The organism is Streptomyces sp. NPDC002499, from assembly GCF_053595415.1.
In genome coordinates this window covers 407,030-428,019 of record NZ_JBSFXO010000008.1, presented here as the reverse complement: position 1 = coordinate 428,019, position 20,990 = coordinate 407,030, and the positions used below count along the sequence as shown (strand labels likewise).

The window sequence follows — 20,990 nt, the reverse complement described above, 5'->3', positions numbered from 1 at the left end:
CGCCCCCCCCCGGCAGCCACCCCGGACAGGAACCCCACCCTCATGTTCGACAACCTGCAGCCCCCTCCCCCCAACCGCCCCCGCGCAGTGGACGCGATCGTCGCTCTCGCCCTCTTCGCCTGCTCCTTCCCCGGCAGTCTGATCACGCTCCCCGGGCGTGACCTCGGAGTGTCGTGGTGGCCCGGCGTCCTGCTCGCCGGCGTCTCCTGCATCGCTCTGCTGTGGCGCCGCGCCCGCCCTCGCGCCACCGTGCTGCTGACCCTCGGATGCGCGACAGCCGCAGCCGCGCTCGGCTACCTCCTCACCGTGCTGCTCCTCGCGCCGCTGATGGTCGCCCTGTACTCGCTCGCCGTCGGCACCGACCGCAGGACCGCCAACACCTTCGCCGTGGCCGGCATCGCGCTGCTGGTGGGCACGGGCGTGCTGGTCGGCCCGGCCGGCGAACCCCTGGTGCTCAGGCTGCTCGGGCCGGCCGCGTGGCTGCTGTTGCCGACCTCCCTGGGTACGGTGACCCGGCTGCGCGCGGCCTACTTGGACGCCGTGCGGGCCCGTGCCGAGGACGCCGAGCGCACCCGGGAGGAGGAGGCACGCCGCCGGGTCGCCGAGGAACGGATGCGCATCGCCCGCGACCTGCACGACGTCGTCGCCCACCACTTGGTGCTGGCCAACCTCCAAGCGGGCGCTGTGGCCCGGCAGTTGCCGACCCGGCCCGACGAGGCCGCGCGGATCGCCTCCGACCTGAGCGGGACGACCGCGTCGGCGCTGCGTGAACTCAAGTCCACGGTCGGGCTGTTGCGGCAGGCGGGCGATACGGACATGACCACGGGCCACCCGGAGGAATCTCTGGCACCCACCCCGGGACTGGCCCAACTCCCTGAGCTGGCAGCCTCGTTCGAGAACGCCGGGCTCGTGGTCACCGTCACCACGGAAGGTGAGCCCGGCACCCTTTCCGTCGGCGCGGACCTGACGGCGTACCGCATCGCGCAGGAAGCCCTCACCAACGTCACCAAGCACGCGGGCGTCCGCGTGGCCGAGGTGCGGGTCGTGTACACGCGGGACCGGCTGACGGTGACGATCACCGACGAAGGCGGGGCGAGGCCGCTCTCCACGTCTCCGAAGGACAGCGGCTACGGCGTCATGGGCATGCGCGAGCGCGCCCGTTCCGTCGGCGGACACGTCCGAGTGGGTCCGCGAACCACCGGTGGCTTCGAGGTCGTCGCCGAACTACCCCTGGACGCAGACCAGTTGGCACGGTCTTCAGTCGACTGAGCCTCACTCCCCCATCCGCCCCGGTCACCCGCGGCACACGCCACAAAACATCCACTTGCTTAAGTCAATCAATCCTGCTTATGCTTGCGTAAGTCAAGCAATGACCCCTTGCCGGAGGCACAGCCATGTCCGACGCCCTGACCCGACCCGCCGACGCGGGGACCGCCCCGCCGAAGCCGAACGCCGTGGTGGCGGTCCTGGCTCTGGCCGGAATCGTCGTCTCACTGATGCAGACCCTGGTCATCCCGATCGTCCCGGAGCTGCCCACCCTGCTGCACGCCTCCGCGTCCAACACCGCCTGGGCGGTCACCGCCACCCTGCTGGCGGCGGCGGTGGCCACGCCCGTCGTCGGACGCCTCGGCGACATGATCGGCAAGCGGCGCATGCTGCTGGTCAGCATCGTGCTGCTGGTCGCCGGTTCCGTGGTCTGCGCCCTGGCCGACTCGCTCGTCCCGATGATCATCGGCCGCGCGCTTCAGGGCCTCTCGGCGGCCGTGGTGCCGCTGGGCATCAGTATCATGCGGGACGCGCTGCCCGCCGACCGGCTGGCGGGTTCCACCGCGCTGATGAGTGCCTCGCTCGGCGTGGGCGGTGCGCTGGGGCTGCCGACGGCCGCGTTCATCGCCGACAAGTGGGACTGGCACCTGCTGTTCTGGGCCTCGGCCGTGCTGGGTGCCGTCGCCTTCGCGATGGTGCTGCTGATCGTGCCCGAGTCCAAGGTGCGTACCGGTGGCCGCTTCGACCTGGTCGGTTCGCTCGGTCTGTCCGCCGGTCTGCTCTCCCTGCTGCTCGCCGTCTCCAAGGGCGGTGACTGGGGCTGGACTTCGGGCACCACCCTCGGTCTGGGCGCCGCGGCCGTGCTGATCCTCCTGGCCTGGGGCTGGTGGGAGCTGCGTTCCGCGCAGCCGCTCGTCGACCTGCGGACGACCGCCAAGCCGCAGGTGCTGTTCACCAACCTGGCCTCGGTCGCGCTCGGCTTCTCGATGTTCGCGATGTCCCTGGTCCTGCCCCAGCTGTTGCAGCTGCCCGAGCAGACCGGCTACGGCCTGGGCAAGTCCATGCTGACCGTCGGTCTGGTGCTCGCCCCGCAAGGTCTGGTCATGATGGCCATGTCCGCCGTGTCCGCGCGGGTCACCAAGGCCAAGGGCCCCAAGATCACCCTCATGATCGGCGCGCTGATCGTCGCCTCGGGCTACGCCCTGAACATCGTCCTGATGAGCGAGGTCTGGCACCTCGTCCTGGTCTCCTGCGTCATCGGCGCCGGTGTCGGCTTCACCTACGGCGCCATGCCCGCCCTCATCATGGGCGCGGTCGACCCGTCCCAGACCGGTGCCGCCAACAGCCTCAACACCCTGATGCGCTCGCTGGGCACCAGCTTCGCCAGCGCCCTTGCCGGCGTGATCCTGGCCCAGATGACCACCGACTTCGGCGGTCACGCCCTCCCGTCGGAGAGCGGCTTCAAGGTCGTCATGGCCATCGGCGCCGGTGCCGCCCTGCTCGCCTTCCTCGTCGCCTCCTTCATCCCGCGCCGACAGGCGCCGGCCCCGGCGGCGACCGAGTCGGACGACCGGCCGGAGGTCGTCACGGCTAAGGCCTGACAGCCCAACCACCGCTCCACCGACGGCCGTTGCCCCGCTCCAGCGGGCGGCGGCCGTCCTCCGTACCCGAAGTCACCCCGGTCAACGGCTACTTGATGACCGCGTTGGCCACCACCACGACCACCCCCAGCAGCGCGTCCACCGCCCCGATGGCCACGGCGACCGGCCAACTGCGGTGCGACCACCGGGCCGTGACCAGGCCCAGCGCGAACAGCAGCACGATGTTCAGGGCGAACGCCGCGTACTCCACGTCGTCCGCCGGCCACCAGCCCCAGCCGGCCCCGGCGAGCACCAGCACCGTCGGGAGCACCGCCGTGACCAGGGGCCACTCGTCGGCGAGGACGCGCAGGGCGTCCCCGCGGCGGTGCGGGGCGCGCTCGGCGATGTAGTGGGCGTAGCCGTGCGCGAGGGCGGAGGCCGCCGCGGTCACCAACAGCCAGGCGGCGTCGTAGAGACGGCTGTCCTGGGAGGTGTGGCCGTACTGGGTGAGTGCCGCGACCATCGAGCAGGCCAGTACGGAGCCGTAGACACCGCCGAAGAGGATCGCCTCGCGCGTGTCGTGCTGTCGCGGCGCGGGGACGGCCGTCGTGGAGTCCGTCATGCCTTCGACGATCACCCGGCCCGGGCCGCTCCGCCAGTCCGGGGCCGCGCGACGAAGTGTCCTTCCACCTGGGCCGATACCGCACACAGTGTCCACGCCCGGTCGGCGGACGGGGTCGCTAGGGTCCGGGTATGACCGACAGCTTCGTACTCCACATCCCCGACGTCGAGCTCGAACCCGAGCCCCTCGACCCCGCGCAGATCGTCTCCGGGACGCCCGAGGTGACCGGCAAGGTGGTCTGGGAGTCGGCGGACGGGCGGCAGATCCGGGGCGTCTGGCAGATCACGCCGGGGGTCGTCACGGACACCGAGGCGGACGAGCTGTTCGTGGTGATCAGCGGGTCGGCGACGATCGAGGTCGAGGGCGGCGCGACGCTCCGGGTCGGGCCCGGCGACCTGGCCGTGCTGCGCGCGGGCGACCGTACGACCTGGACGGTGCACGAGACGCTGCGGAAGGCGTACGCGATCAATCTGTGAGGTCGGCGGGGGCTGCCGTGGTGCCCCTGATCTTCAGGGTCGGGGCGGCCAGGTGGACGCGGCCCGCTCCCCCGGGCGTCTCGAACCGGTCCAGGAGACAGCGGGCGGCGCGTCGGCCGACCTCGTGCGGGGCCGTGTCGACCGTGGTCAGCCAGACGTGGCGCAGCCGGGCGATGCTCGTGTTGTCGTAGCCGGTCACGGACACGTCCGTCGGTACGCGCAGCCCCAGTTCCTCGGCCGCCGAGAGGGCGCCGACGGAGGCGATGTCGTTGACGGCGAGGAGGGCGGTGGGCCGGTCCGGGCGGCCGAGCAGACGGACGGCGGCGCGGTAGCCGCCCTCCTCGGTCATGTCGCCGGCCTCGACCCGAGCCCCGTCCGCGAGGCCGTGCGCCCGCATCGTCGCCTCGAAGCTGCGCCGGCGCAGTTCGCCGACGGCTCCGTACCCGGCGATGTGCGCGATCCGGCGGTGGCCGAGCCCGATGAGGTGCTCGGTGACCAGGCGCGCGCCCCTCTCGTCGTCGCCCGCGCAGACGTCCACGCCCGGCAGCACCGGCTCCCGGGCGCCCGCCACGACGATCGGCATGCGCTCGGCGATCGTCCCGAGTACGCCCGGGTCCGGAAGGGTGCCGACCACCACGAGGCCGTCCACGCCCAGGTCCAGGAAGGGGCCTGCGAGGTCGTCGCCGGTGCGGCGGTTGAGGCGGGCGTCGGCGAGCAGCATGTGCAGGCCGTTGTCGCGCAGCAGGGAGTTCAGGCCGTCGAGGAGGTCGACGAACCAGGGGTTGCGCAGGTCGTTGAGGAGCACGCCGACCGTGCGGGTGCGCTGCTCGCTGAGGCTGCGGGCGGCGGCGTTGGGCCGGTAGCCGAGGTCCCGTACCGCCCGCAGCACGGCCTCCCGCTTCTCGGGGCGCACCTGCTCGGAGCCGCGCAGCACGAGCGAGACCAGCGACTTGGACACGCCGGCCCGCTCGGCCACGTCGCGGATCGTCGGCGGTTTCATGTTCTGGACCGTTCCATGTGCTGATACGGCTTGTCAAAGGGTCGGGTGAGGGTTGACAGCAGCGGAGCAGAGGCTTCAGGGTGGGCTGGACAGAATATGGACCGGTCCAAAGAAGGGCTGTCATGGTGGATTCGCTCGGTGTCGCCGTCGTCGGGTTCGGCTGGATGGGCCGGGTGCACACCCAGGCGTACGCCCGCGTCCTGCACCACTACCCGCGGCTGCCCCTGCGTCCGGAACTCGTGACGGTCGCCGAGGAGGTGCCGGGCCGGGCCGAGGAGGCCGCCGCGCAGTTCGGGTTCGCCTCGACGGCCCGGGACTGGCGCGAGGTCGCGCGGGACCCGAGGGTCCAGGCGGTCAGCATCACCGCCCCGAACTTCCTGCACCGCGAGATCGGCGTGGCGATGGCCGAGGCCGGCAAGCACATCTGGATCGAGAAGCCGGTGGGCCTGACCCCGGCGGACGCCGGAGCAGTCGCCGACGCCGTCGCCAAGGCCGGTGTCCAGGGCGCGGTCGGCTTCAACTACCGCAACGCGCCCGCCGTGGAGGCCGCCCGCGAGCTGATCTCCTCCGGCGCGATCGGCACGGTCACCCATGTCCGGATCCGCCTGTTCAGCGACTACGCGGCCCACCCCGACGGCGCGCTGACCTGGCGGTACGAGCGTGAGCGCGGCGGCAGCGGAGTCCTGGGCGACCTCGCCTCGCACGGCGCCGACCTGGCCCGGTACCTGCTGGGCGACATCGCCTCCCTGACCGCCGACACCGCCGTCTTCATCCCCGAGCGGGCCCGCCCCACCGGCGCCACCGCCGGCCACACCCGGGCCACGGGCGGCGTACTGGGCCCGGTCGAGAACGAGGACTACGTCAGCTGCCTGCTGCGTTTCGCCTCGGGCGCCCGCGGTGTCCTGGAGGCCTGCCGGGTCTCGGTCGGCGAGCAGAACAACTACGGCTTCGAGGTGCACGGCACCGAGGGCGCGGTGTTCTGGGACTTCCGCCGGATGAACGAGCTGGGCGTCAGCCGCGGCACCGACTACCAGGACCAGCCCGTCAGTACGGTCTATGTCGGCCCCGGCGACGGCGAGTTCGCCGCCTTCCAGCCGGGCGCGGCGAACGCCATGGGCTACGACGACCTCAAGGTGATCGAGGCCCACCGCTTCCTGCGCTCCATCGCGGAGGGCAGCCCGTACGGGGCCACCCTGCCGGACGCGGTGCACAGTGCCGCGGTCGTGGACGCGATGGTGCGGTCGGCGGAGAGCGGATCCTGGGTCACCGTCCAGGCGTAGGGCCGGACTTGGGCCCTGACGCGGGCCCGTCCCCGGGCCGGGTCGCCAGCAGCTCCACGCCCTTGGCCAGCGCGTCGGTGACGGACGGCGGCGGAGTGTCCGGGACGCCTGGGACCCAGCCCCGCCGCGACGTCCTTGCGGAGAGCGGGAGTTCCACCTGGACGCCCCCTCGGCGGGCCAGGTTCACCGGGTTCCTGGCGTGCAGGCCGCGCAGAGAGACGGGGATCGCGTCGAGGTCGGTGACCGGCTCGAACTCCGGCCGCAGGGAACCGAGTTCGTCGGCGAGCAGCCGCGCGGCGGGCCGGTTCCCACCGCCGAGGAAGAGGGATCGCGGCGCCGTGGGCCGCATGTGGCCGTGCAGGGAGACCACCAGCTCGACATGGGCCAGGAAGTCCCGCAGGAGCGTGCAGTGTCGCACCGCCATGCGCGGGGACGGGATGTGCACCGGCTTGCGGACACCGGGCTGGGTGAAGACCAGACTGGTGGCGGCGCAGCGTTCCGCGACGGACCGCACGAGTTCCGCCGTACCGCCTTCGTTGCTGCCGTGCAGCGCGAGCAGTCCGAGGTCGCCGCCCACCGTGAGGGTGGCGAGCAGACGGACGCCTTCGATCTCGACCCGTTCGGTCCTCGTGGTCACTCCCGTCCCCTCAACTCGTCGTCTGCGACGGCATGTTGTAGGGCGTGACGACCTGGATCGCGGACGGCAGGGTCGGTCCTGCGGGCGGCAGGGCGCCGTGGGCGCGCATCACGATGTGGCAGGCCTCCCGCATGTCCTGGCGCAGGTCGTGGTGGAGGACGGCGGACAGGCGGTGTGCGCGCAGCAGGCGGGTGTTGTCGTGGTCGAGGTCGTGCGCGACGAACACCGCGCACTCGCGGCCCAGGTCCTCGAACGCCTTGAGGGTGGCGATGTTGCCGCCGCCGATGGAGTAGACGGCCCGGATGTCCGGGTCGCGTGCCAGCGCCGCCCGGACCAGGTCGTACTGGGTGGCGTCCAGGCCCTGGCCCTCGGCGATCTCGACCAGGGCGCGCTCGGGGTACCGGCTGCGCATCGCGCTGCGGAAGCCCATCTCGCGCTCCTCCTCGTTGCGGAAGAACCCGCTGCTGAGGCTGGTGAGGACATTGCCGGGGCGGTCGCCGAGCCACTGGCCCATGAGGTACGCGGCGGTCGCGCCGGCAGCTCGGTTGTCGATGCCGACGTAGGCGAGGCGGGCGGTGGCGGGCAGGTCGGTCACCAGGGTGACGACGGGGATGCCGGCCTCGGCGAGCCGGGCCACGGCGGCGGTGACCTCGGGGACGTCCGGGGCCTTGAGGATCACGCCCTGCGAGCCGCGCCGGCCGATGCGGTCCAGGGTCTTGGTGAGTTCCTGCGCCGGGCCCGTCTCGCGGAAGTGGAAGCGCGAGCGCACGACGGCCGGGTGGAGAAAGGGAAGCTCCGTCTCCAGGGCGCCGCGTACCGCGGTGGAGAAGCGGTCGGGCGTCTGCATCACGATGTCGATCATGAAGGTGCGGCCGACCAGACGGACCTGGGTGCGCTGCCGGTCCAGGTCCGCTATCGCCTGGCGGACCTCACGCTGGGTGCTCTCCCGGACGCCGCCGCGGCCGTTCAGCACCCGGTCCACCGTGGCTTCGCTGAGACCCGCCTGACGTGCGATCTCGCGGATCGGGAAGGGGTGGCCCACCGGTGACTCCTTGAAGGGTTTTTGATGGCTGCCTGCTGGTTGTTCGAGGGGTTTGTACTGACAAGAATGACAGAGCTGGGTCACTCCGTTCCCGAGAGGACGACGATGTCCTTCCCTACCGTCCGCGGCCGCGCGCGGCTGTCCGAGCAGGACTGCGATCTCGACGCTCTCCGCACCCTCGCCGAGACGGTCACCGACCTCGCCGAGTACCCGCACGCCACCGGCGTCGAGCGCGACGTCCTGGTGTACGACAGCGACCTCCTGAGCAAGACCGAGGACCGCGCGGACGTCGAGGCCGAACTGGTCCGGGCCCTCGCGGACGGACCCGGCATCGTGGTCCTCAAGGGTGCCTTCCCCGACCTGTCGGTGGTCGACGGACTGAGCACGGTGTTCGACGCCCTGATCGCCGAGCAGCGTGCCTCGGGCGCGAGCGCCGGGGACCACTTCGCGAAGCCGGGCGCCAACGACCGGGTGTGGAACGCGCTGGAGAAGGCGGCCCTGTACGACCCCGAGGCGTTCGCGGACTACTACGCCAACGACATGCTGGCGCTGGTCTCGACCGCCTGGCTGGGCCCGGGCTACCAGGTCACCTCGCAGGTCAACGTGGTCAACCCGGGCGGCGCGGCGCAGACCGTGCACCGGGACTACCACCTGGGCTTCCTGTCCAACGAGGCCGCGGCCGCCTACCCGGCGCACGTGCACGCCCTCTCCCCCGTACTGACCCTCCAGGGCGCGGTGGCGCACTGCGACATGCCGGTCGAGTCCGGGCCGACGATGTACCTGCCGCACTCGCAGAAGTACGAGCCCGGCTACCTGGCGTGGCGGCTGCCCGAGTTCCGGGCCTACTTCGAGGCGCACCACGTGCAGCTCCCGCTCGCCAAGGGCGACGCGGTCTTCTTCAACCCCGCGCTGTTCCACGCGGCCGGCACCAACCGGTCCGCGGACATCCGGCGCGCGGCCAACCTGCTCCAGGTGTCCTCCGCGTTCGGGCGGGCCATGGAGACGGTGGACCGTGAGGCGATCGCGAACGCCGTGTTCCCCGCCCTGCTCCGGCGCCGCGCCGAGGGCGTGGGCGAGGAGTGGCTGGCGAACGTGATCGCCGCGAGCGCCGAGGGCTATCCCTTCCCGACCAACCTCGACAGCGACCCACCCGTCGACGGCCTCGCCCCGCCCTCCCAGGCGGACGTGGTGCGGCGGGCGCTGCGGGAGACATGGACACCCCGGGCTCTGCGGGACGAGCTGCGGGCCTGCGCCGAGCGGCGCGAGAGCTGAGGAGAATCATGGGCCTTCTAGACGACAAGGTCGTCCTGGTCAACGGCGGCAGCCAGGGCGTGGGCGCCGCGATCGCCCGGGCCGCGGTCCGCGAGGGCGCGGTCGTGGCCGTGACCGGGCGGCGCCCGGCACCCGGTGAGGAACTGGTGACCGAGCTGACGGCCGCCGGCGGCAAGGCGATGTTCATCCGCGCCGACCTCGCGGACGCCGAACAGGCGAAGACCGCCGTGGGCGATGTCGTCGCCGCGTACGGCCGCGTCGACTGCCTGGTCAACTCGGCCGGACTCACCTCGCGGGGCTCGCTCCTGGAGACCACGCCGGAGCTGTTCGACAAGCACATCGCGATCAACCTCAAGGCGCCGTTCTTCGCCATGCAGGCCGCCGTCGCGGACATGCTCGGCCGCAAGGCGCCCGGCACGATCGTCAACATCGGCTCCAACTGCGCCCACGGCGGCCCGCCCAACCTGGCGGCCTACTCGGCGGCCAAGGCCGGTCTCGCGGGGCTGACCCGCAACGCGGCCCACGCCCACCGCTGGGACCGGATCCGGATCAACGACCTGAACATCGGCTGGACGGCGACCGAGGGCGAGGACGCCACGCAGAAGGCCTTCCACGGCGCCGACGACGGCTGGCGCGAGGAGGCCGCGGCCAAGCTGCCGATGGGCAAGCTCGGCCAGCCGGACGAGATCGCCGACTTCGTGGTCTTCCTGCTGTCTGACCGGTCGGGCGTGGTGACCGGTTCGGTGCTCGACTGGGACCAGAACGTCCTCGGCGCCCTCGACTGAGACCTCCCCGCAAGAAACCCGCACTTCCAAGGAGCAGCACCCTCATGCGCATCGGAATCCTCGGCCTCGGCCGCATCGGCGCCTTCCACGCCGAGACCCTCTCCGGACTCGACGTGGTCGAGTCGCTCGTCGTGGCCGACCCGTTCGCCGCGGCGGCCAAGTCCGCCGCCGAGCGCTTCGGCGCCGAGGTCGCCGACTCCCCCGAGGCCGTGCTGGCCGCCGGGGTGGACGGTGTGGTGATCGCCGCCGCGACCGACGCCCACCCGAGCCTGATCCTGGCCGCCGTCGAGGCCGGCGTCCCGGTCTTCTGCGAGAAGCCGGTCGCCAAGACCATGGCCGAGGGCGTGCAGGTCCTCAAGGCCGTCGAGGGCAGCGACGTGCCGATCCAGATCGGCTACAACCGCCGCTTCGACACCGGCTTCGTCGCCGCCCGGGCGGCCGTCCAGTCGGGCGAGCTGGGCAAGCTGCACACGGTCCGCTCGACCACGCTGGACCCGGCGCCGCCGCCCTCCGCGTACATCGCCGCCTCCGGTGGCATCTTCCGGGACTGCTCGGTGCACGACTTCGACATCATCCGCTGGGTGACCGGCCGCGAGGTGACCGAGGTGTACGCGGTCGGCGGCAACCGGGGTGCCGACTACATCAAGGAGGCGGGCGACGCCGACACCACCGGCGCGATCCTCACCCTGGACGACGGCACGATCGCGGTGGTCTCCAACTCCCGCCACAACGGCCGGGGTTACGACGTCCGCATGGAGATCCACGGCTTCGACGACACCATCGCCGTGGGCCTGGAGGACCGCCTCCCGCTGCGCTCGGTCGAGCCCGGCGTGACCTTCCCTGCGGGAGTCCCGTACGACTTCTTCATGGACCGCTTCACCGCGGCCTACCGCGCCGAACTCACCGCGTTCACCGAGGTCGTGGCGGGCACCCGCCCCTCCCCGTGCACGGTGGCGGACGCCCTGGAGGCCGGCTGGATCGCCGACGCCTGCACACTCTCGCTGCAGGAGCACCGCCCGGTGACGATCGCCGAGATCCGCGGCGCCTGACCGGCGGCCCCCACAGTCGTTCCGGGCGCGGGACCGGCCTCCGGCGCCCGGAACACCCTTGTAGAACCTGTCGAACAGGAGCCGCAGTCATGAGCGAACCGGTCCAAGAACCCCTGCGCATCGGAATCCTCGGAGCCGCACGGATCACCGAGCGCGCCCTCGTCGACCCGGCCCGCGCGACCGGCCACCGGCTCGTCTCGGTGGCGGCACGCGACCGGTCCCGCGCCGAGGCCTTCGCGGCCGAGCACGGCGTGGAACGCGTCGCGGACTCCTACGCCGACCTGCTGGCCGACCCCGAGGTCGAGGTCGTCTACAACCCGCTCGCCAACGGGCTGCACGGCCCGTGGAACCTCGCCGCCCTCGCGGCCGGCAAGCACGTCCTGTCGGAGAAGCCGTCGGCCAGCAACGCCGAGGAGGCGGCCGAGGTACGGGAGGCGGCGGCGAAGGCCGGGACGGTCTTCATGGAGGCCTTCCACTACCTCTTCCACCCGGTCACCCGGCGCCTGCACGAGATCCTCGCGAGCGGCGAGATCGGGACCTTGCGCCGGGTCGAGGCCATGGTCGCGATCCCGGCCCCGGCCGACACCGACCCGCGCTGGTCCCTCCCCCTCGCCGGCGGCGCCACGATGGACCTGGGCTGCTACAGCCTGCACGCGCTGCGCCAACTCGCCCCCTGGGCGGGCGGTGCCCCACGGCTCGTCTCCGCCCAGGGCGGCGAACGGGCGGGCGCGCCCGGGGTCGACAAATGGCTGGACGCGGAGCTGGAGTACCCCGACGGGGCCACCGGCGTCGCCCGCTGCCACATGGCGTACGACGAGCTGGAGATGAGCCTTCGGATCGTCGGCACCGAGGGCGAGGTGAGCGCCCCGAACTTCGTCCTCCCTCAGCTCGACGACCGGGTCGTGGTCCGCACGGCGAAGGGCGAGCGCACGGAACGGCTCGGCACCCGGTCCTCGTACACGTACCAACTGGAGGCATTCGCGGCGCGGGTGCGCGGCGGCGAACCACTGCCGCTCGACTCGGACGACGCGTTGGCGACGATGACGCTGATCGACGAGAGCTATCGGGCAGCGGGCTTCGAGCCGCGGCCGAGGTCGGTCGTGAACCGGTAGACGAAGGTCGGATACGGCTCACCCGTCGCCGTTTCCCACGCCTGCCGGACGGCGTCCCCGTGCCGGGCGTGGGCGTCCGCGAACGCCGTCACGCAGGTCGCGTGGACGTCCGTGCCGTCGGCCCGGCGGGTGAGCGCGAGCAGGGAACGCAGGGACGCGACCGCTTCCGCGGTGCCGCCGGCGGACAGCTGGGCCCGGCTCGACCTGGCGAGGGCCTCGGCGAGATCCGCACGGGTCCCCGCGAGGCCGTCCGGCGTGCCGGGCTGCTCCCGCAGCAGGCTCTCGGCCTCCTCGTAACAGCCCACGGCGGCCGCGTGGTCGCCGGTGCGGTACAGAGCACGCGCCAGGACGCTCAGGCGGCGAGCGGTCACCGGGGTGTACGTCGACCAGTCCGACTCCGCCAGGCGGCGGGTGAGGGTGACCGCCTCGCGGGCGCTCGCCAGGGCCGACTCCCGGTCGCCCGCGTCCTGCTGACGGATACTCAGGTTGGCCAGCAGGCGGGCCAGTACGTCCTCGTGACCGGGCGTGCTGCGGCATGCGGCCACGCCGCGTTCGGTGACCGCGACCGCTTCCCGGCTGCGGCCGGCCCGCTTGTGGCAGCGGGCCAGGTCGTCCAGGGCGTCCGCGAGGCGGGGCGCGTAGAACTCGGGGTGGTCGGCCGCGAGCCGGTCGTACAGGTCCGTCAGCTCTTCGAGGGTCTTCAACTCCTCGTGGCGTGCGTCGAGTTCGCGGAGAACGATGGCCAGCTCGTACAGCGCGGCGGCCAGCCAGGGTGTTCCCTGGTCCGGGGTCGACGCGGTCCAGTCACGCGCCTCCGTGACCGCCTCCTCGGCCCGGTCCCGCGCCACCGCCGACCGGCCCAAGGCGCTCTCGCAGTGGGCCAGATCCGCCAAGAGCCGTACCCGCAGGGGCAGGACGTACTGCGGCAGGGCCCACGCCACCGTGCCGTGCACGGCTTCCCGTGCCTCGACGCCGACCGTCACGGCCTCCTCGTACCGTCCAAGTGCCCTCAGTCCGCCGACCAGTTCCACGAACACGCGTGGTGTGACCAGCGAGGCGCGCGACGACTCCCGTACCGTCATGGCCCGCAGGAGGCCGGCGCACTCCTCGTACACCGCCACGGACTCCCGGGTCCGGCCGAGCGTGCCCAGCAGCAGGGCTCTTGTGCGCAGCGCCCCCGGAAGGTCGCCCAACGCGCGGTCCCGGCGGGCGGGTCGGTCGGTGCGGGCGCGGTACAGCTCCTCGCACCGGTGGGCGCTCTCCAGGGCCTCCTCGTAGCGGCCGAGGCCCAGCAGTGCCTGTGCCCGCAGGTGGACCGCCGACGCGGTCCGGGTCGGCGACAGCCGCGCGCCGGGCACGGCCGAGGAGGCGTCCAGCGCGGCGACCGCCTCCTCGCACCGGTCCATCAGCAGCAGCGCCTGGCCGTGCAGCACCAGGGCGCGGGCCAGTTCGTCCTGCCGGCTGCCGTCGGTGATGGACCGGTACACGGCGACCGCCTCCCGCGCCCACGCCAACCGGCGTGCGGTCGGCGGCGGTCGCAGCAGCACCCAGTCCGGCGTGAGACAGCGCAGCAGCGCGGCGCCGAGCAGCGGCCTGCCCACTCCCGGCGCCACCCGGGCCACCGCGCGCGGCACCGGCAGCATCATCCGCAGGACACCCATCCACCGCCCCCTCGCCGTCAATCAGAGGACGACCGGAGGCACTCGGAGGTTGCGTCCTGATCTACGCCGGCATCCGTCAGCCGTACAGCTTCGGCCGCTCCACCAGCTCCACCTCCACCCGGCCGCCGTCCTCCAGCGACCGCACCCCCGCCTCGCACACGGCCGCCACCGCGTACCCGTCCCAGACGCTGGGGCCGACGACCTCGCCGGCGCGGGTGGCGTCGACCCAGGTCTGGAGTTCGCGGTCGTAGGCGTCGGCGAAGCGTTCGACGAAGTCCTGGGCGATGGTGCCGCCCCAGCGGCCTGCCATGTTGGTGACCATGGCGTGGCCGTCGCCGATCCGGGCGGTGCCGCGTTCGCAGACCACCTCGGCCTGGACCTGGTAGCCGAAGCCGCAGTTGACGAAGATCTCGACGTCGACGACGGCACCGCCGTCCGTCTCGAAGACGACGAACTGCGGGTCCTGCAAGGCGTCCGGGGCGTTCGCGGACGGTCTCGGGCGCAGCACGGTGACCGCGGTGATCTCCTGGTCGAGGAGCCAGCGGGTCACGTCCATCTCGTGCACGACGGAGTCGTTGATCAGCATCTCGCTGCGCCAGTCGGGTGCGGAGGCGACGTTGCGGTGCCGGTTGTGGAGCAGGAGAGGTCTGCCCAACTGGCCTGTCTCCAGCAGGGTCTTGAGTCTCAGGTACTCGGCGTCGTAGCGCCGCATGAAGCCCACCTGGACCAGTCGTCGGCCCAGCTTTCGTTCGGCGTCCAACACACGGAGCGCCGAGGCCGCGTCGGGAGTGAGCGGCTTCTCGCACAGCACCGGCAGGCCGTGCTCGATCGCCGTCAGCAGGGCCGCCTCGTGAGCGGGCCCCGGTGAGGCGATCAGGACGGCGTCGACGTCGGCCGCCGCCATCGCGGCGGCCGGGTCGGTGTACGCGGTGCAGCCGTCGACCCGGGCGGCGACGGCCTTCGCGCGCTCCGCGTCGACGTCCACCACGGCGCTCACCCGGGCCCCGCTGGTGACTTCCTGGATTCGGCGGACGTGGTCGGCGCCCATCTTGCCGGTGCCGACGACGGCCACTCCTAGCGTTCCACGCTGAGCCATGGTCGTCCCCCTCGGGTGGTCAGGCGCCGCAGGACCTCAGGAACTTGCGGGTGCGCTCCGCGATGGGCAGCGGCTTGTCCGGCTCGCACGGGTACATGTCCTGCTCGACGATGGCGAACAGCTCCACGCCGAGCTTCTGCGCGGCCTCCAGGACCGGACCCAACTCCGGTACGCCGGTGGGCGGTTCGCACATCACACCGCGCTGCACGGCCGGCCCGAACGGCACCTCGTGGGCGACGACGTCGGCGAGGATCTCCGGGTCGACCTGCTTGAGGTGGAGGTAGCCGATGCGCTCGCCGTAGGTCTCGATCAGCTTGACGCTGTCGCCGCCGCAGTAGGCGTAATGACCGGTGTCCAGGCAGAGGTTGACCAGTTCGGAGTCGGTCGAGTCGAGGAAGCGCTCGACGTGGTCCTCGGTGTCGATGTGGGTGTCAGCGTGCGGGTGCACGACGATGTCGAGGCCGTACGCCTCCTTCACCTCGTGACCGAGCCGCTCCATGCCCTTGGTCAGATGGGCCCACTGCTCGGCGGTCAGCTCCGGCGGCTCCAGGATCTCCGCGGTCTTGTCGTCGCGCCAGAACGACGGGATGACGACGAGGTGCTTCGCGTCCATCGCCTGGGTGAGCACGGCCACTTGGCTCACGTGCTCCCAGGTGGACTCCCAGACGGACGGGCCGCGGTGCAGGCCGGTGAAGACCGTGCCGGCCGACACCTTGAGGTCGCGCTTGGCGATCTCGTCGGTGAGGCGGGCCGGGTCGGTCGGCAGGTAGCCGTACGGACCCAGCTCGATCCACGGGTAGCCGGCCTGGGCGACCTCGTCCAGGAAACGTTCCCAGGGCACCTGCTGCGGGTCGTCCGGGAACCAGACGCCCCAGGAGTCGGGCGCCGAGCCGACCCTGATGCGGTCGAGGGCGTTCGCCATCTCAGGCTTTCCCTTCGGAGGCGGTCGCCACGGGTGCGGTGAGGTCGTTCGCCTCCGGCAGCTCGTCGACGTCGACCCCGCGCACCTGGGACAACTCGTGCTTGAGGGCGGCGAGTTCGGTGCCACCCGCCATGTGGTTGGTGAGCTCTTCGAGGCTGACCTGGTCCCGGGAGGCGGAGAGTTCCATGGTGCCCAGGCGCAGCACGCTGAAGTGGTCGCCGACCATGTAGGCGTGGTGCGGGTTGTGGGTGATGAAGATGACGCCCAGACCGCGCTCGCGGGCGGCGGCGACGTACTTCAGGACCACACCGGACTGCTTGACGCCGAGTGCGGCGGTCGGCTCGTCCAGGATCAGGACGCGTGCGCCGAAGTACACCGCGCGGGCGATCGCCACGCACTGGCGCTGGCCGCCGGAGAGCGTGCCGATGGGCTGCTCCAGGTCGTCCAGGATGATGCCCATCTCACGCAGCTCGTGATCGGCGGTCTTCTTCATCCTGTCGATGTCGAGACGGCGGATCGGCCACGGGCCCTTGGTCATCTCGGAGCCGAGGAAGAAGTTGCGCCACACCGGCATCAACGGCACGGTCGCCAGGTCCTGGTAGACCGTCGCGATACCCTTGTCGAGAGCTTCTCGGGGGGTGGAGAAACGCACCGGGACGCCGTCGACGAGGAACTCGCCCTCGGTGTGCTGGTGCAGTCCCGAGATGATTTTGATCAGGGTCGACTTGCCCGCGCCGTTGTCACCGAGTACGCAGGTGACCTGGCCGGGGAAGACCTTGAGGTCGACACCGTGCAGGGCGCGGATGTTGCCGTAGGACTTGCCGGCGTTGCGGAGTTCGACGAGCGGCGCGTCCTTCGCCCCCTGCTCGGGGACGGTGTCCGGGATGATCTCGCCGTGGGTGCCGGACTTGTTGATCGATGTCATGGGGTCACCTCCGGGTCGCCGACTGGCGGACCCACAAGTTGATGAGCACGGCGCCCAGCAGCATCACGCCGAGGAAGGCCTTGAACCAGTCGGGGTTCCAGTTGGCGAAGACGATTCCCTGGTTGACCATGCCGAACATGAAGGCACCGAAGACCGGGCCGATCGCCGAGCCGTAACCACCGGTCAGCAGACAGCCGCCGATGACGGCCGCCGCGATGTAGATCAGCTCCTGGCCGACGCCCTCGCCCGACTGCACGGTGTTGAAGGTGAAGAGCTGGTGCATGCCGACGAACCAGGCGCCGAAGCCGACCAGCATGAACAGCGAGATCTTGGTGAAGGTCACCGGGACACCGACCGCGCGGGCGCTGTCCTTGTTGCCGCCGACCGCGAAGATCCAGTTGCCGTACTTGGTGCGCAGCAGGATCCAGGTGGCGATGGCCGCGAAGACCAGCCAGTAGAAGACGGTGATCTTGACCTGGACGCCGCCGATGTCGAAGGACGAGGCGAAGATCTTCCTGGCCTGGTCGAAGCCGTCCATGTTGCTGATGTCGTCGGTGGCGACGTTGGTGGTGACCAGCTTGGTGACGGCGAGGTTGGCGCCTTGCAGGATCAGGAAGGTGCCCAGGGTGATCAGGAAGCTGGGCAGTCCGGTCTTGACGACCATCCAGCCGTTGAACGCGCCGATCGCCAGCGACACGAGCAGCGCGACGACGACACCGACCCACACGTTCATGGTGAGTTGGTAGCTGAGCATGCTCGCGGTGAGCGCCGAGCTGATCACCGCGACACCGGACGACAGGTCGAACTCGCCGCCGATCATCAGCAGCGCCACCGGCAGCGCCATGATGCCGATCGTCGACGACTGGTACAGCACCGTCGCCATCGAACTGCCGTCGCGCACCGGGGGCGCGACGATCAGGAAGAAGACGTAGACGGCGGCGGCGCCGAGGAAGACTCCCACCTCGGGGCGCGCCAACAGCTTGAAGACCAGCGGGCGTTGGGAGGTCCTGCCGTCGGCCTCTTTGGGGCCGGGGGCCGGCGGTGTCTCCACCGCCGGCTCGGCGTGCTGGGCCATACTCATCACCGGGTGCCCTTCGCGGCGAACGCCGCCACCGCGTCGACGTTGGACTTGTCGACGAACGCCGGGCCGGTCAGCACGGGCTGCTCACCGCCGCCCATGTAGTTGCCGTTGTTCTTGTAGAGCCACAGCGAGTCGATCGCCAAGTAGCCCTGGAGGTACGGCTGCTGGTCGACCGCGAACTGGATCGTGCCCTTGCTGATGGCCGTGGTGAGGTCCTTGTTCAGGTCGAAGGTCGCGATCTTCGCCTTGCTGCCCGCGTCGGACACCGACTGCACGGCGGTCAGCGCGAACGGGGCGCCGAGCGTGGTGACGTAGTCGATGGACTTGTCGGTCTTGAGCTTGGCGGTGATCGTCGACTTCACCGACGGCATGTCGGTGCCGTTGACGTACAGGACGTCGGTCTTGCCGGAGAAGGTCTTCTTGACCCCGTCACAGCGCTGGGTGAGGCCGACGTTGCCCTGCTCCTGGACGACACAGACCGTGTGCTTGGCGCCGAGTTCGTTCAGCTTCTTGCCGAACGCCTCGCCGGCCACGGTCTCGTCCTGGCCGAAGAACTCCATCAGGCCGAGCTTCTGCCAGTCGCTGACACCGGAGTTGAGGCCGACCACGGGGATCTTCGCGGCCGTCGCCTTGCTCACGACGTCCTTCATGGCGTCCGGCTTGGCGAGGGTGATCGCGATGCCGTCGACCTTCTGGTCGATCGCGTTCTGCACCAGGTTGGCCTGGTTGCCCGCGTTCGGGTCGGCCGAGTAGATCAGCTTGATGTTGTCCTTGGCCGCGGCGGCCTCGGCACCCTTGCGGACGATGTCCCAGAAGGTGTCGCCGGGCGACTGGTGCGTCACGAGGGCGACCGTCATCCGGGGTGTGGTGGCCTTGCCCGCCGAGGCGCCCGACCCGCCCTCTTCGGACTTCTTGCCCCCGGAGCTGCTGGAGCAGCCGGCGAGGGTCAGGGCAGCTGCCGCGGCGACCGCCACAACGGGGACGATTCTGCGGGAGCGGTGGTGAGTGGAGCGGTCCATCTTTCCTGGCACCTCACTGTGCTTGCGGGGGAAAGGGAGAGGGATCTCAAAGATCCGGGGCCCGGGATCTTGGCATGTCCGGGTCGTGCGCCGCAAATACGGCAGAAGTACTGGGACGGGATCCAATCCCTTGGCGCGCCCACTGTCAATACTTTGTTAAGACATCATTTCACAAGCAGGTCCGAATGTCAGTACAAAGTATTGACAGCATCGGCTCCGGAGGCCTACACCTGGGAGGCGGAGGTCCTCCGGGGCCCGCATCCCCGGACAGAGCCCTAGGAGCGTCGCACATGGCCCAGAAAGCCCAGCCCTTCGACCTGATCACTATGGGCCGTATCGGGGTCGATCTCTACCCCCTTCAGTCGGGTGTGGGCCTGGCCCAGGTCGAGACCTTCGGCAAATTCCTCGGCGGTTCGGCCGCCAACGTGGCGGTCGCCGCGGCCCGGCTCGGCCGGAACACGGCGGTGATCACCCGCACCGGTGACGACCCCTTCGGCACCTATCTGCACGAGGCGCTCAAGGAGTTCGGCGTCGACGACCGCTGGGTGACACCCGTCGCCGCCTATCCGACACCGGTGACCTTCTGCGAGATCTTCCCGCCGGATGACTTCCCTCTTTACTTCTACCGGCAGCCTAAGGCTCCTGACCTGGAGATTCACACCGAGGAACTGGACTTCTGGGCGATCCGGGCGGCCCGCGTCTTCTGGATCACCGGCACCGGCCTGAGCGAGGAGCCCAGCCGCTCGGCCACGCTCGCCGCCCTGAAGGCCCGCGACAAGGCGGGCACCACGGTTTTCGACCTCGACTGGCGCCCGATGTTCTGGCGCGACCCGGAAGAGGCCCGCCCGTACTACGCGGAAGCCCTGCGGCACGCGACCGTCGCGGTCGGCAATCTCGACGAGTGCGAGATCGCCACCGGCGTCCGCGAGCCGCTGGCCTGCGCGGAGGCGCTGCTGGCCGCGGGCGTGGAGCTCGCGGTGGTCAAGCAGGGCCCCAAGGGCGTGCTGGCCGTGCACCGCGACGGCACCACCGCCGAGGTCCCGCCGGTGCCCGTCGAGGTGGCCAACGGCCTCGGCGCGGGCGACGCCTTCGGCGGCTCCCTCGTCCACGGGCTGCTGTCCGGCTGGGAGTTGGCCGAAACAATGCGGTACGCCAACGCGGCCGGCGCCCTCGTCGCCTCCCGGCTCGCCTGTTCCTCCGCGATGCCCACCGAAGCCGAGGTCGACGGCCTCCTCGCGCGCGCCACCGCCTGAAACGGAGCTCTGTCTTGTCCATCAGCATCCCCGACCTCGTCACGGTCAGAGCCCGGCATCCCGAGGCCGTCGCCGAAGCCGCCGCCCGACGCGTGCGCAGGCCACTGCTCGGCGACAGCGGCCGCCTGATGATCGTGGCCGCCGACCACCCGGCGCGCGGCGCGCTGGGCGTGGGCGACCGCAGGCTCGCCATGGCCAACCGGGCGGATCTGCTGGAACGCCTCTGCATCGCGCTCTCCCGCCCCGGCGTCGACGGGGTCCTCGCCACCGCCGACATCCTGGACGACCTCCTGCTGCTCGGGGTGCTGGAGAACAAGGTCGTCATGGGCTCCATGAACCGCGGCGGCCTGGCCGGCGCCGTCTTCGAGATGGACGACCGCTTCACCGGCCACCGCGCCGAGGACATCGAGCGGCTCCGCTTCGACGCGGGCAAGCTGCTGGTCCGTATCGACTACGACGACCCCGGCTCGCTCACCACCCTGGAGTCCACCGCGCGGGCCGTCGACGACATGGCGGCCCGCCGGCTCCCCGTGTTCGTCGAGCCGTTCATCTCCCGCCGGGTGGACGGCCGGGTCCGCAACGACCTCTCCGCCGAGGCGGTCACCAAGTCGGTCGCCATCGCCTCGGGCCTGGGCGGCACCTCGGCCTACACCTGGCTCAAGCTCCCCGTCACCGACGACCCGGACGACATGGGCGAGGTCCTGGAGACCTCCACCCTGCCGGCCGTACTGCTCGGCGGCGAAGTGGGTGAGGACCAGGAAGGCGCGTACGAACGCTGGCGCAAGGCGCTGCGGCTGCCCACCGTGCAGGGCATGGTCGTCGGCCGCTCGCTGCTCTACCCGGCCGAGGGCACTGTGGAGACGGCGGTCGACACGGCCGTCGGTCTGCTGTGACGGCCCGGTCGTGACACGG

20 protein-coding genes are annotated in these 20,990 nt (G+C 71.2%); 10 read left to right on the top strand and 10 right to left on the bottom strand.

Features of this window, described 5'->3' with window-relative positions:
- Positions 1–42: 42 nt before the first annotated feature.
- Both ACWD5F_RS24785 and ACWD5F_RS24780 read left to right on the top strand, forming a co-directional pair.
- Positions 43–1,269, top strand: coding sequence for a sensor histidine kinase (locus tag ACWD5F_RS24785; protein ID WP_451257390.1), 1,227 nt, complete (start codon positions 43–45; stop codon positions 1,267–1,269).
- Positions 1,270–1,394: 125 nt separating this feature from the next.
- Positions 1,395–2,867 (top strand): MFS transporter, encoded by a 1,473-nt coding sequence (locus ACWD5F_RS24780; RefSeq protein ID WP_451257388.1) that lies wholly within the window; start codon positions 1,395–1,397, stop codon positions 2,865–2,867.
- 88 nt (positions 2,868–2,955) lie between these two features.
- Here ACWD5F_RS24780 and ACWD5F_RS24775 read toward each other — a convergent pair whose 3' ends face one another.
- Entirely contained in the window at positions 2,956–3,468 is a 513-nt protein-coding gene (locus tag ACWD5F_RS24775; protein WP_401711856.1) for a hypothetical protein, read from the bottom strand.
- A gap of 131 nt (positions 3,469–3,599) precedes the next feature.
- On the opposite strand from ACWD5F_RS24775, the gene ACWD5F_RS24770 reads away from it, so the two are divergent.
- Positions 3,600–3,944, top strand: a complete 345-nt coding sequence (locus tag ACWD5F_RS24770; protein WP_451257386.1) for a cupin domain-containing protein — start codon at positions 3,600–3,602, stop codon at positions 3,942–3,944.
- Here the strand turns inward: ACWD5F_RS24770 and ACWD5F_RS24765 are convergent.
- The gene (locus ACWD5F_RS24765) at positions 3,934–4,944 is read right to left on the bottom strand and encodes a LacI family DNA-binding transcriptional regulator (protein WP_451257384.1); all 1,011 of its coding nucleotides are present in this window, start codon (positions 4,942–4,944) and stop codon (positions 3,934–3,936) included. The genes ACWD5F_RS24770 and ACWD5F_RS24765 overlap by 11 nt on opposite strands.
- A 122-nt stretch (positions 4,945–5,066) precedes the next feature.
- Here ACWD5F_RS24765 and ACWD5F_RS24760 point away from each other — a divergent pair, with 122 nt between their 5' ends.
- On the top strand, positions 5,067–6,224 hold the full coding sequence (locus ACWD5F_RS24760; protein ID WP_451257382.1) for a Gfo/Idh/MocA family protein: 1,158 nt from the start codon (positions 5,067–5,069) through the stop codon (positions 6,222–6,224).
- Here the strand turns inward: ACWD5F_RS24760 and ACWD5F_RS24755 are convergent.
- Both ACWD5F_RS24755 and ACWD5F_RS24750 read right to left on the bottom strand, forming a co-directional pair.
- Complete coding sequence (locus tag ACWD5F_RS24755; protein ID WP_451257380.1) at positions 6,208–6,861, bottom strand: poly-gamma-glutamate hydrolase family protein; 654 nt, start codon at positions 6,859–6,861, stop codon at positions 6,208–6,210. The genes ACWD5F_RS24760 and ACWD5F_RS24755 overlap by 17 nt on opposite strands.
- A 10-nt stretch (positions 6,862–6,871) precedes the next feature.
- A complete protein-coding gene (locus tag ACWD5F_RS24750; protein ID WP_401711870.1) occupies positions 6,872–7,903 on the bottom strand; it encodes a LacI family DNA-binding transcriptional regulator in 1,032 nt (343 codons plus the stop codon).
- Positions 7,904–8,008: 105 nt separating this feature from the next.
- Here ACWD5F_RS24750 and ACWD5F_RS24745 point away from each other — a divergent pair, with 105 nt between their 5' ends.
- The 4 genes from ACWD5F_RS24745 (at position 8,009) to ACWD5F_RS24730 (ending at position 12,121) form a co-directional block, all read left to right on the top strand.
- Positions 8,009–9,175, top strand: coding sequence for a phytanoyl-CoA dioxygenase family protein (locus ACWD5F_RS24745; protein WP_451257378.1), 1,167 nt, complete (start codon positions 8,009–8,011; stop codon positions 9,173–9,175).
- 8 nt (positions 9,176–9,183) lie between these two features.
- On the top strand, positions 9,184–9,960 hold the full coding sequence (locus ACWD5F_RS24740) for an SDR family oxidoreductase (protein ID WP_451257376.1): 777 nt from the start codon (positions 9,184–9,186) through the stop codon (positions 9,958–9,960).
- 44 nt (positions 9,961–10,004) lie between these two features.
- The gene (locus tag ACWD5F_RS24735) at positions 10,005–11,009 is read left to right on the top strand and encodes a Gfo/Idh/MocA family protein (RefSeq protein ID WP_451257374.1); all 1,005 of its coding nucleotides are present in this window, start codon (positions 10,005–10,007) and stop codon (positions 11,007–11,009) included.
- 89 nt (positions 11,010–11,098) lie between these two features.
- Positions 11,099–12,121 (top strand): Gfo/Idh/MocA family protein, encoded by a 1,023-nt coding sequence (locus ACWD5F_RS24730; RefSeq protein ID WP_451257372.1) that lies wholly within the window; start codon positions 11,099–11,101, stop codon positions 12,119–12,121.
- On the opposite strand, the gene ACWD5F_RS24725 is transcribed toward ACWD5F_RS24730, so the two are convergent.
- The 6 genes from ACWD5F_RS24725 to ACWD5F_RS24700 all read right to left on the bottom strand — a co-directional run bounded on the left by ACWD5F_RS24725 (position 12,070) and on the right by ACWD5F_RS24700 (position 18,825).
- Positions 12,070–13,782 carry a hypothetical protein gene (locus tag ACWD5F_RS24725; protein WP_451257370.1) on the bottom strand — a complete coding sequence of 571 codons (1,713 nt, stop codon included), beginning with the start codon at positions 13,780–13,782 and terminating at the stop codon, positions 12,070–12,072. The genes ACWD5F_RS24730 and ACWD5F_RS24725 overlap by 52 nt on opposite strands.
- A 76-nt stretch (positions 13,783–13,858) precedes the next feature.
- Positions 13,859–14,878: a Gfo/Idh/MocA family protein gene (locus tag ACWD5F_RS24720; protein ID WP_451257368.1), complete on the bottom strand. Its 1,020-nt coding sequence runs from the start codon at positions 14,876–14,878 to the stop codon at positions 13,859–13,861.
- A gap of 19 nt (positions 14,879–14,897) precedes the next feature.
- Positions 14,898–15,800, bottom strand: coding sequence for a sugar phosphate isomerase/epimerase family protein (locus ACWD5F_RS24715; protein WP_451257366.1), 903 nt, complete (start codon positions 15,798–15,800; stop codon positions 14,898–14,900).
- A gap of 1 nt (position 15,801) precedes the next feature.
- On the bottom strand, positions 15,802–16,725 hold the full coding sequence (locus tag ACWD5F_RS24710) for an ATP-binding cassette domain-containing protein (protein ID WP_451257364.1): 924 nt from the start codon (positions 16,723–16,725) through the stop codon (positions 15,802–15,804).
- 4 nt (positions 16,726–16,729) lie between these two features.
- Positions 16,730–17,806, bottom strand: coding sequence for an ABC transporter permease (locus tag ACWD5F_RS24705; protein WP_451257362.1), 1,077 nt, complete (start codon positions 17,804–17,806; stop codon positions 16,730–16,732).
- On the bottom strand, positions 17,806–18,825 hold the full coding sequence (locus tag ACWD5F_RS24700; protein ID WP_401711893.1) for a sugar ABC transporter substrate-binding protein: 1,020 nt from the start codon (positions 18,823–18,825) through the stop codon (positions 17,806–17,808). Before ACWD5F_RS24700 ends, ACWD5F_RS24705 begins: the two co-directional genes overlap by 1 nt.
- Before the next feature lie 290 nt (positions 18,826–19,115).
- On the opposite strand from ACWD5F_RS24700, the gene iolC reads away from it, so the two are divergent.
- Together iolC and ACWD5F_RS24690 are read left to right on the top strand one after the other, a co-directional pair.
- On the top strand, positions 19,116–20,078 hold the full coding sequence (gene iolC, locus ACWD5F_RS24695) for a 5-dehydro-2-deoxygluconokinase (protein ID WP_451257360.1): 963 nt from the start codon (positions 19,116–19,118) through the stop codon (positions 20,076–20,078).
- 14 nt (positions 20,079–20,092) lie between these two features.
- The gene (locus ACWD5F_RS24690; RefSeq protein WP_401711898.1) at positions 20,093–20,971 is read left to right on the top strand and encodes a Cgl0159 family (beta/alpha)8-fold protein; all 879 of its coding nucleotides are present in this window, start codon (positions 20,093–20,095) and stop codon (positions 20,969–20,971) included.
- The last annotated feature ends 19 nt before the right edge of the window (positions 20,972–20,990 follow it).